The sequence below is a fragment of the Symbioplanes lichenis genome, from assembly GCF_030709675.1.
In the GTDB taxonomy this organism is placed as follows: domain Bacteria; phylum Actinomycetota; class Actinomycetes; order Mycobacteriales; family Micromonosporaceae; genus Actinoplanes; species Actinoplanes lichenis.
Map to the genome: position 1 here is coordinate 1 of NZ_JAUZQD010000003.1, position 12,237 is coordinate 12,237.

General features: G+C 66.5%; 11 protein-coding genes and 1 tRNA gene. 11 read left to right on the forward strand and 1 reads right to left on the reverse strand.

Annotation, left to right across the window (positions count from 1 at the left end; genetic code table 11):
• Positions 1-37: 37 nt before the first annotated feature.
• The 11 genes from scpB to RAN62_RS07300 all read left to right on the forward strand — a co-directional run bounded on the left by scpB (position 38) and on the right by RAN62_RS07300 (position 10,152).
• The gene (scpB, locus tag RAN62_RS07250) at positions 38-826 is read left to right on the forward strand and encodes an SMC-Scp complex subunit ScpB (RefSeq protein WP_305784292.1); all 789 of its coding nucleotides are present in this window, start codon (positions 38-40) and stop codon (positions 824-826) included.
• Entirely contained in the window at positions 813-1,565 is a 753-nt protein-coding gene (locus RAN62_RS07255) for a pseudouridine synthase (RefSeq protein ID WP_305783719.1), read from the forward strand. The genes scpB and RAN62_RS07255 overlap by 14 nt, the downstream gene beginning before the upstream one ends.
• Before the next feature lie 35 nt (positions 1,566-1,600).
• Entirely contained in the window at positions 1,601-2,281 is a 681-nt protein-coding gene (gene cmk / locus RAN62_RS07260; protein ID WP_438874477.1) for a (d)CMP kinase, read from the forward strand.
• Between the two features lie 68 nt (positions 2,282-2,349).
• The gene (gene der / locus RAN62_RS07265; RefSeq protein WP_438874481.1) at positions 2,350-3,699 is read left to right on the forward strand and encodes a ribosome biogenesis GTPase Der; all 1,350 of its coding nucleotides are present in this window, start codon (positions 2,350-2,352) and stop codon (positions 3,697-3,699) included.
• A gap of 156 nt (positions 3,700-3,855) precedes the next feature.
• Positions 3,856-3,929 (forward strand) — tRNA-Pro (locus RAN62_RS07270).
• Between the two features lie 152 nt (positions 3,930-4,081).
• Positions 4,082-5,008 carry a tyrosine-type recombinase/integrase gene (locus tag RAN62_RS07275; RefSeq protein ID WP_305784293.1) on the forward strand — a complete coding sequence of 309 codons (927 nt, stop codon included), beginning with the start codon at positions 4,082-4,084 and terminating at the stop codon, positions 5,006-5,008.
• 258 nt (positions 5,009-5,266) lie between these two features.
• On the forward strand, positions 5,267-6,187 hold the full coding sequence (locus RAN62_RS07280; protein ID WP_305783722.1) for a tyrosine-type recombinase/integrase: 921 nt from the start codon (positions 5,267-5,269) through the stop codon (positions 6,185-6,187).
• A gap of 147 nt (positions 6,188-6,334) precedes the next feature.
• Positions 6,335-6,466, forward strand: coding sequence for a hypothetical protein (locus RAN62_RS07285; protein WP_305783723.1), 132 nt, complete (start codon positions 6,335-6,337; stop codon positions 6,464-6,466).
• Positions 6,467-6,586: 120 nt separating this feature from the next.
• On the forward strand, positions 6,587-7,663 hold the full coding sequence (locus tag RAN62_RS07290; protein ID WP_305783724.1) for a hypothetical protein: 1,077 nt from the start codon (positions 6,587-6,589) through the stop codon (positions 7,661-7,663).
• Positions 7,664-7,861: 198 nt separating this feature from the next.
• Positions 7,862-8,263, forward strand: a complete 402-nt coding sequence (locus RAN62_RS07295) for a helix-turn-helix domain-containing protein (protein ID WP_305783725.1) — start codon at positions 7,862-7,864, stop codon at positions 8,261-8,263.
• A gap of 725 nt (positions 8,264-8,988) precedes the next feature.
• Positions 8,989-10,152: a tyrosine-type recombinase/integrase gene (locus RAN62_RS07300; protein ID WP_305783726.1), complete on the forward strand. Its 1,164-nt coding sequence runs from the start codon at positions 8,989-8,991 to the stop codon at positions 10,150-10,152.
• A gap of 1,846 nt (positions 10,153-11,998) precedes the next feature.
• On the opposite strand, the gene RAN62_RS07305 is transcribed toward RAN62_RS07300, so the two are convergent.
• Positions 11,999-12,166: a hypothetical protein gene (locus tag RAN62_RS07305; protein ID WP_305783727.1), complete on the reverse strand. Its 168-nt coding sequence runs from the start codon at positions 12,164-12,166 to the stop codon at positions 11,999-12,001.
• Positions 12,167-12,237: the final 71 nt, after the last annotated feature.

Below are 12,237 nucleotides of genomic sequence, written 5' to 3' on the forward strand. Positions count from 1 at the left end.
GCCGGCCGCCGAGTCGCCGGCCGCTGAGTCGCCGGCCGTGAGCGCGGCGACGGCGGAGGAGATCGACTTCGCGGGGATCGTGGCGGAGACGGATGCTCAGGATCTGCTGACCGCTCAGGGTGGCGAGGAGGTGGAAGTCACTGCCGAGGCCGCCAAGCCCTCGTCCGGGGTGCCCGCCCAGTCGCGGCGACGGAAGAAGCCGGCTGAGTCCGACGGCGTTCAGGGCGCGCTTGACGTACGTACGGATGAAGGGGTGGAAGTTGTTGATCTGAAGCCCCTCGATGACCAGGAGATGCGCGCGGCGCTCGAGGCGATCATGCTCGTGGTGGACGAGCCGGTGGCGGAGATGCAGCTCGCGCAGGTGCTGGAGCAGCCGACCGAGCGCGTGGCGGCGATGCTGGAGGACATCTCGGCCCGGTACACGGCGGCGGGGCACGGGTTCGACCTGCGGCGGGTGGCCGGCGGGTGGCGGTTGTACACGCGGCCGGAATACGCGCCGTACGTCGAGCGGTTCGTCTTGGACGGGCAGTCGGTCAGGTTGACGCAGGCCGCCCTGGAGACGCTGGCAGTGGTGGCGTACAAGCAGCCGGTGACGCGTTCGCGCATCTCGGCCATCCGCGGTGTGAACTGTGACGGCGTGATGCGTACGCTTGTCACGCGCGGCCTCATCGAGGAATGCGGCACCGAGAGTGAAACCGGGGCACATCTGTACCGGACCACGGGGCTGTTCCTCGAGAAGCTCGGCCTCAACTCGGTCGGTCAGCTGCCGCCGCTTGCTCCGTTCCTGCCCGACGACGTGGAAGAAGTGCTCGATGCCTCAGGCTGATCCGGACAGCTCCGTGCGGTTGCAGAAGGTCCTGGCGACCGCGGGGATCGGATCCCGCCGTGCCTGTGAAGACCTGATCTTCCGCAGGCGGGTGACCGTCAACGGCCGCGTCGCCAAGCTCGGCGACAAGGTCGACCCCGCCACCGCGACCATCGAGGTCGACGGCTCGCGGGTGGTCACCAACCAGAAGATGGTCTACCTGGCCATGAACAAGCCCCGCGGCGTCGTCTCCAGCATGGACGACGAGAAGGGCCGCAACGAGCTGGCCGACTTCCTCGGCACGTTCGAGCAGCGGATCTTCCACGTCGGCCGGCTCGACGCCGACTCCGAGGGCCTGCTCCTGCTCACCAACGACGGTGACCTCGCTCACCGCCTGATGCACCCGTCGTTCGGTGTGGCGAAGACTTATCTGGCCGAGGTCGAGGGGCCGCTGCCCCGCAACGTCGGCCGCCGGCTCCTCGCGGGCGTCGAGCTCGAGGACGGCCCCGCGAAGGTGGACGCGTTCAAGCTGATCGACGCGCTGGGGCGTACGGCGCAGATCGAGGTCGTCCTGCACGAGGGCCGCAAGCACATCGTGCGCCGCATGCTGGACGAGGTGGGGCACCCGGTGCTGCGTCTGATCCGTACGGCGGTCGGCCCGATCCGCCTCGGTGACATGCGTCCCGGTGGCTTCCGTCACCTGTCGCAGGCCGAGGTCGGCGCCCTGTTCAAGGCCGTCGGGAGCGAAGCGGCAGAATGAACGGCGCATTCGTCAGCGATACCCGGGAGGAAACAGTGGCGGAAGTAGTGCGGCCCTCGACGTGTGTGGTGGCTGTCGACGGCCCCTCCGGATCGGGCAAATCCACTGTTTCCCGGCGGCTCGCGACGCTTATCGACGGCATCTACCTGGACACGGGGGCGATGTACCGGGCGATCACCTGGGCCGTTCTGGAGTCGGGCGTGGACATTTCGGACACGGATGCCGTGACGAAGGTGGCGCACGAAACGGCACTCTTCGTCGGCACGGACCCGGCCGCCCCGACATTCCGGGCGAACGAGGTCACGGTCGACGTCGCGATCCGGGGGCCCGAGGTGACGAAGGCTGTGTCGGCCGTCGCGTCGATCCCGGCCGTACGCGCGCAGTTGGTCGCCCAGCAGAAAGCGATCATCGCCGCGGCTCCCCGCATCATCGTCGAAGGCCGCGACATCGCCTCCGTCGTCGCGCCGGACGCGGACCTCAAGGTCTATCTGACCGCGTCCGCCGCCGCCCGCGCCGCCCGCCGCAGCGCCGAGGACGCCACCGACGTCAAGGCGACCGAGGCGGACCTCATCCGCCGCGACACCATCGACTCGACCCGCAAGGCCGACCCGCTCAAGCTGGCGGCGGGCGCGATCGAGGTCGACACCACGGGCATGGGCATCGACGAGGTCGTGTCCACGCTGCTGGACATGCTCAACAGCAAGGTGAGTAAGTGACTGACTTCCCCGTCGACCTCTCCGAGTTCGACGCCGTCGACTTCACGGACGGGACCGCTGACTCCGGTCTGATCGCCGGTCCGCAGCCCGTCGTGGCCGTGGTCGGTCGCCCCAACGTGGGCAAATCGACCCTGGTCAACCGCATCATCGGCCGGCGCCAGGCCGTCGTCGAGGACGTCCCGGGCGTGACCCGGGACCGCGTCCCCTACGACGCCTCGTGGAACGGCCGCCGCTTCACGGTCGTCGACACGGGCGGCTGGGAGCCGGACGCGCGCGACAGGGCGGCGGCGATCGCTGCCCAGGCCGAGATCGCCGTGCAGACCGCCGACGTGGTCGTGTTCGTGGTCGACGCCACGGTCGGCCCCACGGACATGGACGAGAAGGCCGTCCGGATGCTCCGGCGCAGCTCCAAGCCGGTCATCCTCGTCGGCAACAAAGCGGACAACCAGAACATCGAGGTCGAGGTCACCTCGCTGTGGTCGCTGGGCCTCGGCGAGCCGTACCCGGTCTCGGCCCTGCACGGCCGCGGCTCCGGCGACCTGCTCGACGCCATCCTGGCCGCCATGCCGCCCGCCCCCCCGATCATCGAGGGCGGCCCCCGCGGCCCCCGTCGCGTCGCGCTGGTCGGCCGCCCCAACGTCGGCAAGTCGTCCCTGCTCAACCGCATCTCCAAGGAAGAGCGCGCCGTCGTCGACTCCGTCGCCGGCACCACGGTCGACCCGGTCGACAGCCTCGTGGAGATGGACGGCGAGATCTTCCAGTTCGTCGACACCGCCGGCCTGCGCAAACGGGTCAACCAGGCCTCGGGTACGGAGTATTACGCGTCCCTGCGTACGGCCGGGGCCATCGAGGCCGCCGAGGTCGCCGTGGTCCTGCTCGACGCCGGTGAAACGATCTCCGAGCAGGACCAGCGCGTGCTGACGCAGGTCGTCGAGGCCGGCCGAGCCCTGGTCATCGCCTTCAACAAGTGGGACCTGGTCGACGAGGACCGCCGCTTCTACCTCGACAAGGAAATCGACCGCGACCTGAAGCGGATCCCGTGGGCGATCCGCGTCAACATCTCCGCCAAGACCGGCCGGGCCGTCGACAAGCTCGCGCCGGCCATCCGCCGGGCGCTGGCATCGTGGGAGAAGCGGATCCCTACGGGCGCGCTGAACCAGTGGCTGACAGCTCTTACCCAGGCGACGCCGCACCCTGTCCGGGGTGGGCGGGCGCCGCGGGTGCTCTTCGCCACGCAGGCGGGGGTGGCGCCGCCGCGCATCGTGCTGTTCACGACCGGGCCGTTCGACGCCGGGTATCAGCGCTTCGTGGAGCGCAAGCTGCGCGAGGAGTTCGGCTTCGAGGGGTCCCCGGTCGAGGTGTCCGTGCGGCCGCGCAAGAAGCTGGGCCCCGGTGGGCGCGGTAAGGCCCACGGCTGACGTCCTCCCGGCCGGGCTGCGCGCTTTTACCGGCCGGGCTGCGCGTGCCTTCCGGCCGGGCTGCGCGCGCAGGTGGTGTGCCGGTGCAAACCCGGTTGGGGGGCTGGGGTAAGGTAGTTGTGTTGCCGCGGTACGGGGGAGCCCGGAGCGCGGCATCGGGCTGTAGCGCAGCTTGGTAGCGCACTTGACTGGGGGTCAAGGGGTCGCAGGTTCAAATCCTGTCAGCCCGACAGCGAAGGGGTTTTCGCAGGTCAGAGACTTGCGGGAGCCCCTTTTTCGTGTCTGACGACGTCAGCCGGGTCGAGCACGCCGCTTGTAGACCCCTTGACTCGGCAGGTGACGAGAGATGCCCCTACTGAAGCTCGACTGACTGTGCGAAGGCCTGGAGTCCGGCGACTGGGCCGGCTTCCTCCGCGACTGGGACCGCGCCCTGCGGGCCGGGAATCACCCGGAGACGACCCGCTACAACTATCTCCTGGCCGCCGCCCAACTGGCGAAGTATCTCGCCGAGGAATCACCGGACCCGGACGCGGATGACGCCTCCCAGGACCCGACCGTGGTGACGAAGGCACACATCGAGTCGTTCCAGGCGTGGATGATCGAGACGCGTTCACCGCCGACGGCTTTGAACAAGCACAAGTCGTTGCAGCAGTTCTTCAAGTACCTCCTCGAGGAAGAAGAGATCGACCGGTCTCCGATGGAGCGGGTGAAGCAGCCGCAGACCCCGCAAAAGCTGGTCCCGATCATGGGCGACGACGACACGAAGAAACTGCTCGACGGCACCAAGGGCAAGACGTTCATGTCGTTGCGCGACGAGGCGCTGATCCGGCTGTACTACAACACCGGCGCCCGGCTGTCCGAGATCGGCAATCTGCTGCTGACCGATCTGGACATGAACACCGAGTCGGTCCACCTGCACGGCAAAGGCTCCAAGGACCGCCGGGTGCGGTTCGGCTCGAAAACGTCCCGGGCGATCGCCCGATATCTGCGGGCCCGGGCGAAGCGTAAAGGCGCCGCTGAGGTGCCGCAGCTGTGGATGGCGGAGAAGGGCGGCAAGCCTTTGTCGCCGAACGGCATCAAGCTGATGCTGAAGCGTCGTGGTGCTGCCGTGGGCGTGACGAATACGCACGCGCACCGGTGGCGGCACAACTTCGCCCACGAGTGGCACAAGGGCGGCGGAAACACCGGCGACCTGATGCTGTTGCTGGGGTGGGCGTCGGAGGACATGCCGCGGCGTTACGGCGCGAGTGCTGCGGCGGAGCGGGCGCAAGAGTTGCAGGTGCAGATGGGCATCGGCGAGCGGGTCTGATCAGTTCACCGGCTGCGGCGGCGCGTAGGGTCGACGCAGCCGGACCAGCCGCCGGGGATTGGGTGGGGGAGGAGTTAGGGGAGGACAGCCACAGACAGCTTTCGCCTGTTGCGCCGCAGCTCGGATGATCGAACGAGCGCCGCGCGTACGGGCTCGCGGTGCGATACGTGCCCTTGTACGTAGTCAAGGGATGCACGGTGTCGGCCCGGCGAAGCGTCTGCGAGGTGGATGTGCTCGATCTGCAGAAGGTGTGCCGCGGTGTGCCGCCCGCCTGGTTTCGACTACCTGCGCGATTGGGATCGCATGTTGCGCTCCGGGAACTACCCGGAGACCACCCGCTATAGCTACCTCCTCGCCGGCGCGCAGCTGAGTCGGTTCTTGGCCGACAACGCCGAGCAGCTGGGTGCTCAGGACGCTGCGGAGGATCCGATCGAGGTCGAGCGGGGGCACATCGAGGAGTTCCAGGCCTGGATGGTCCGGACGCGGTCGGCGGCGACGGCGTTGAACAAGCACAAGGGGTTGCAGCAGTTTTTCCGGTGGCTGACCGAGGAAGAGGATCTGGAGCGTTCACCGCTGGACCGGGTCCGACAGCCGAAGACCGCCCAGACGCTGATCCCCATCCTGGGCGACGACACCGCGAAGATCCTAGCCACGTGCAAGGGCAGGGATTACCTGTCGCTGCGCGACGAGGCGATCATCCGGCTGTTCTACAACACTGGTGCCCGGTTGTCGGAAGTCGCCGGGCTGCAGCTGGACGACGTGGATCTCAACAGCGATTCGCTGTTGTTTCACGGCAAGGGCATGAAGGACCGCCGGGTGCGGTTCGGCCCGAAGACCGGCCATGCGCTGACCAAGTTCCTTCGAGCGCGTAGCCGGCGTAAGACGGCCTCGTCGACGGCGATGTGGTTGCCGGCTCGAGGCGCGGTGCCGCTGTCGAGCAACGGGATCAAGCTCATGCTGCGCCGCCGTGGAGGTCTGGCCGGGGTGGACAACGTGCATGCGCATCGGTGGCGGCACAACTTCGCGCACGAGTGGAAGCTCGCCGGCGGTGACACCGGCGACTTGATGCTGGTGTTGGGCTGGTCGTCGGACGACATGCCCCGGCGTTACGGCGCGTCGGCGGCGGCCGAGCGAGCCCAGGCAACTCATGCGCGGCTACGGATCGGCGAACGAGTATGAGCGGGGGACGCAACTATGGCGTTGACGTCGAGGCAGAGGTCCCGGCGGGCGCGGATTGCTGCGCACGCCTCGTGGGCGAACACAGCGGATCGGCAGGGTCGAACTGCGTCGGCGACGGCATCTTTCCTGGCGCGGTTCGAGAAGCAGGTGGATCCGCTGGGCGTGCTGGAGCCGGAGGTGCGGAAGACGATGGCGCTGCATGCGCGGCGGGCGTACATGCTGCAGCTGGCGGAGCGTTCGGCGAAGGCCCGCGCCCGGGCCGCGGGTGGTGACGGCTGATGTCCCCGTTCGAGATACCAGCTCGGCTGTTGTCCATGAGCCGCGCGACGATCGAAGCGGCACCGTGGTTCGAGATCGGCAAGGCGACATGACTCCCGTCTACTTAAGAAGGAGACCATCGTGACCAACTACGCCGTCGACGAGGACACCGGAATGCTACTGCGAGTCTGGCCGACGGGACGAGGGCAGCGTGCGGCCGTGGTGGGCAGCCTGCCCACCACGGCCGCGGTGGAGGACCGGTTATTGCTCGCTGCGGCTCTGACGTCGTTGTCCGAAGCGCTGTGGCGCTGCTACACCCATCCCGGCCTCGCGACCGACGACCGCGACGGCAACGGTGAGGGCTGGCGGCGCGAGCAAAGCCGGCAGGCCTTCTCGCAGCTGGTCGGCTTCATCAAGGAGCCGAACCTGCCCAGGGCGGACGGGGCCATGATCGAGAGCTACGACCCCGTCGAAGAATGGGCTCATCGTGTCGGCCGGGCAGTCCGCGCCGTCGACGACGCGCAGCTGCTCGAGGCGGTCAGCGCGGACGTCGCCGCGGAGATCGAAGCTGTCGAGTCCGCCGAACGCGGTGACTTGGATGGTCGAGCCCAGCAGGCGGTGGTGTTGAGTCGCACCGACGTGAGCCCGGTCCAGGTCGCCGCCGCCGATGGCATTCTGGCGCTGAATCCGTTTGATCGCGAGCGGCTGTTCCTCGACGTCGACCCGACGGCAGCCGCGGTGGCGGCGGCGCATTGGCTCAAGGCGGCAGCCGATGTCGTCGTCGAGGTCTCCGGCATGTCGCCGGACCAGGTGTTATACGCCGCCGATGACATCGAGGCGTTACCGGTCGAGACGCCTAGCGAAGTCTTGGAGCTGTTCGACTTCAGTAACACGTCCTACGGCGTAGTAGTGGAAATGGTCCGCGGGGCGATCGATGTGGGTGAGGGGGTCCTGGCTGACCTTGGTGCTTTTCTGGTCGCGCATGACACCGGAGACGACAACGACGATGTCGACGACGAGGCGACGCCAGTACGGCTGACCCCGCTTGACCCGCGACGACCCGCTGCGGATCTGCTCGAGGATCTGCTCACTGGCATCCGCGCCTGCCGTCTGGTTTACGAGGAATACGCCGGGACCGGAGACGCGGCATCGACCGACGCGCAATTCTGCGCGGCCGTTCGTGAGGAAGCGAGGAAGAACTACACCCGCCTGATGTGAGGACGATCTTGGCAGCACGGCGGCACGTGTTCCTCGCGTACTCTTTGGGCGAGGGACATGGTGCCGTCTCTGCCTCGCTTCCCCGCCACCGCCGTCACACTGGCAGTGTGGGGGTCAGCCCGGACACCTACCAGCAACCATTCTCGCCGATCGATCGTTGCGCCGGGTGGCGTTTCTATTGATATTGAGGTGAATCCCGTGGAAGACAGCAAGCCTCGGCGCGACGACAGGGTTCATGAACTCGCCACCGAGCTCGGGATCGGCGATCTGGAGAAGTTCCTGCGGGCATGCCTGGCGAACAGCGCGATGATGAGCGATCTCGCCTCGCCGTCCCGGCCTGTTCAAAAGATCCGGTATTCGGTGGAGGAGGCGGCGAAGCTGCTCGGAGTCTCGTCGAGGTGGCTCGCTGACGAGTGCCGAGCCGAACGAGTTGCGCATGTTCACCTCGCCCGGCATCGCTCGTTCACGCACGGCCAGTTGCTGGCGCTGCTCAAGAAGCACGAGGTGGAGCCATTGGATTCCAAAGCGGACCGTGCGATCGAGCGCATCAATCGGCGTATTGACCGTGATCGGGCGTTGCCTAGCTATCGTCGCCGTTGAGGGCTGTCGCGCTGCGTGCTGACGAGTCCCTAGCCCAGGCCCCTAGGAAGCTTGCGTTGGCAAAGGATGGTGGATGTCCACGCTCCCCGGTGGCGTTACAACTTCGCCCATGAATGGAAGCGGGCGGGCGGTGAATATCGGGGATCTGACGCTGGTTTTCGGCTGGGCTTCCGGTGATATGCCGCGTTGTTATGGAGCTTCGGCCGCTACCGAGCGGGCTCAGCACACCCACGCGCGGCTACAGATCGGCGAACAAGTCTGAAGCCGGGGGAGTGGTTATGGCGTTGACGGCCAAACAGCGTTCACGGCGGGGGCGGATTGCTGCGCTCGTGTCGTGGGCGAACACGGCGGACCGGCAGGGCGGACCGCGGCGGCAACTGAGTCGTTTCTCGGGCGGTTCGAGAAGCGGGGCGACCCAGCCTGCGTACTGGATCCGGAAGTTCGAGCGGTAAGGGCTGCGCTCGCTCGGCGGCCCTACATGTTGCAACTGGCGGAGCGGTCGGCGAAGCGCGCGCTCGCTCTGCTGCGCGGAACGGGCGCCTAGCGACGGGCGGTCAAGGCCGTAGCCCAGGTTCCTAGGTTGCTCACATAGAGTCAGATGCAAAAACCTACGACGCACTTACATCGTCACCTATCCGAGTGACGCCCAAACGGGGTCCTCTGATCAGCTCATCGTGGGTGGTTGGCTTGGCCGAGTGCCTCTCGTGAATTTGAGCCGCGCTCACATGCATTTGCTCAAAGCCAGCAGCGCCCTCGCCAGGCGAGCTCACGGTTTCACTGATGAGCAGCGCCGCCTGCTGCTAGACGCCCACCAGGTGTTGTGCAACGCGCTCCGAGGCGAGCATGAACATTTCGACCGCCTGCGAGCAGCACCGCGCGACGTCAGCGGCGATGTGACTGCGGACATGACCGTGGAAAAACTCGGCGACGCTTGGATTGACGAAATTCTCATCGAGAACCGGGTCAAGCGACAGACCGTCGACCATTACACCAACAACCTGCATTACTTGATCCTGCCCGCTATCGGGGATATGGCCATCCGGGAGGCCACCGTCGGGGCGATCGACCGCTACCTCAAGACCTTCGCCCGAACCCATCCGGCCGGGGCGCGGCGCTGTAAGAGCACTCTGTTACAGATGTTCAGCCTGGCCGTCCGCCACGGCGCACTTGCCGCCAATCCGGTCCGCGACGTCGGCCGGCTACCGAGACCACACACGACAGTCCAGGCCATGACCTGCAGCGAGATCACCAGAGTCCGGCACGCTCTGCACCTGTGGCACACCACCAAAGCCGTCGGGCCCAGGAAGAGCCGCGCCTGCACCGACCTATTCGACCTGCTCCTGGCGACTGGCTGCCGGATCGGAGAGGCCTGCGCTCTACGCTGGCAGGACATTGACCTGCGCGCCGGAACACTCACGGTCGCCGGCACCATGATCTTCTTGAGGAGCATCGGCTGGCAGCGCCAGGAATTCCCCAAGACCGCCGCCGGGCAACGCACGGTTTACCTACCGGCGTTCGCCGTAACCATGCTCCGGCGCCGCCAGGCGGAGGAACCCCATCGCCCGGACGACCCCCTCTTCGCCAGCCGCACCGGTACGTTCGTACAGCCGGACAACATGCGCCGCTCGCTGCGCTGCGCCCTGCAACGACAGGCCGACCTGAAATGGGTGAGTCCCCACGTGTTCCGCAAGACTGTCGCCACCGTCCTGAGCGGACGAGGCCTGGTCGTCGAAGCCGCCGCCCAACTCGGACACGTCGACGAGAGCATCACGAAAAGGTTCTACGTCCAGAAGCCCTCGACCGCCCCCGACGTCAGCCACGTCCTGGAAATCCTCGTCGATCCCGAATTCGGCGTACTGATCACCACCGAGCCGATGCCGACAAATTGAACCACGCTTGAGTGGTCTCATGCTCGATCCAGTCCAGCAGACGCCGCGCAGTACCCCGGCGTATTCGGTGTGCCTGGCGGCGACCTCGACCCTCGCCGCTAGCCACCGTTCGATCTACTCGTTAAGCAGCACTGGGAGCGGTCGTGTCAATGCCCGGGACGCGGTCAGGTATATCGCCTCAGGCATCTGAGCGAGCTCATCTGCGCGACGAAGTACAAGTCTCCTCGTGCCTGTGTAGAAACTGTAAGTCAACCTTGCCGCGCATCGGAGTGAGGCGGTGTAGACCAGACGGGGAGGGTGATGCGCTACTACACGGGTCAGCGCCACACGTTGCCTGCAAGCCACCAACCACATCGCCGACCTGGTCATATCGTCGGCCGACCGCCCGGGGGCCCACGTGTTCGGGTAACTGCTTGCATGACGGTCTGGGCTGGCGAGGTTGGACCGGCTTTATGCTTCGCGGATGAGTCCACCGGCGCGGCGGTTAACGATCAATGCCGAGTTGATGGTGGAAGGCCGGATCCGGAAGCTTTAGAGGCAGAGGCTTTACGCCGAGTCGCCGCCGCTGAGTTCATGGCCGATGCCGACCAAAGCATCGATGAGATCCGGGGCTGCGGAAAGTGTTGACGTCCGCGGCGACGTGGCGGCGGCTCTGAGTTGGCTCACCAGCTCGTCGATGCTCTACGGGGCGAAGGGTGTGGCTCGTATTCGAGCCGCACCCTTCGTCGCGTTGATCTTCGGTCAGCATGTGATCTGGAAAGTGGCGTCGCCTTGTGCGATCGTGGTAGTGCCGCTATGCCGGGTCAGCCCGGCAGCTGTTGGCGCGGTCGTCCACCCAAAGGAGTTCGCCTTGAGGCGAGACGGACACGGTGCGCAGTACTTGCTTAATACGTTCTGTATAGTCGCCGCCACCTGTCCGCCCGTGCTTGTCGCTTACGTATTGATGCCACCGCGACGGATGCCGAGGGCGGCCACCAACGCACCAGACTTGCCCCTTTCCGCTGGCGGCGAGCCGTTCAGTTATCCAAGAGACTTGGGCGTGGAAGTTGCGCTTGGCTGGCCCGCTCAACGGGCTTACGCCCCATCCAACCAACACTTCCGTTGACCGTGCGATGCCCGTTTCCAACAGGGGGCGGGCCTTCGCCCATCCGTCTGGAGACCGCCCGTGAATGTTGATTGCAGGTAAATCGTCTGTTTGGAGCCCAAATACGTTGGCTACGGTGACCGTCTCACAATGAAGCAAGTCCGCCGCTACCTGCAACTGCCGCAGCGTTCGCGTACCTGTCGTTGTGGGCGGGCTGCATAGGATTGCGCACAGCGCCGACAAAGTTCGACATCCCCTTTTCGACTGTTTCGGACACCGCAAGGATCGCAGAAGCATCTCGTCACCCTTGGGCCGCCCGTCGCTGCAGCGGACCCGGCCCGCGTGCACCGTGCCAAGACGGCCTTCACGCTAGTGCAACTGGGCCGGTGGGCCGCCGGTAAGGTCTTCTCGGCTTGCTCGGGCCGAGGGTGACGGGTGCGTACTTGTCCCGACCCGACTTCGCTGGTTGGCGCCACCTGACGGGCGTTGGCGTGGCCGTCTCGCCCCAGTCCATGGGCGGCCTTGCCACCCCTGGGCACATCCGGCCTGAGTGGCCCGTTCGGGATGCCCTGGACACGTACAGGGCTGTTCTGAACAGCTAGGTTGAACAGCTAGGTTGGCGGTGCGAATTTTCTCTACATCTTCAAGGCGGCTATCCCGGCCGTACGCGAGATCGTCTGCCAGGCCGTCCGCGCCTTGCCGCTTCACTCACGGCGCTGGCCGGCGGCGGTTACCGCGGTTAACGCTACGTCGGCCGAGCACTCATCCGCCCCTCATCAACGGAGTTCCAGGCCTGGCCGAAACGATGCGTTTGATCATGCGGGATTTGACGCGGATCCGGCGGTCGGGCAGCAGGTTGTTCGGGACGTGAGTGCCGATGACGCCGACCAGGTCGATGACGGTGCCGGCGATGACGCCGGCGGCGTTCACGATCTGGTCGGCCGCGCTTTTGAGGGCGGTGGTGAAGCTGGCCCGGTCGGGGTCGAGGCCGGTTGGCTGTC

Excerpts from the sequence above, each read along its gene's own strand:
- RAN62_RS07300 (WP_305783726.1), top strand. The coding sequence starts at position 8,989 with ATGCATTTGCTCAAAGCCAGCAGCGCCCTCGCCAGGCGAGCTCACGGT.
- RAN62_RS07255 (WP_305783719.1), top strand. The coding sequence starts at position 813 with ATGCCTCAGGCTGATCCGGACAGCTCCGTGCGGTTGCAGAAGGTCCTG.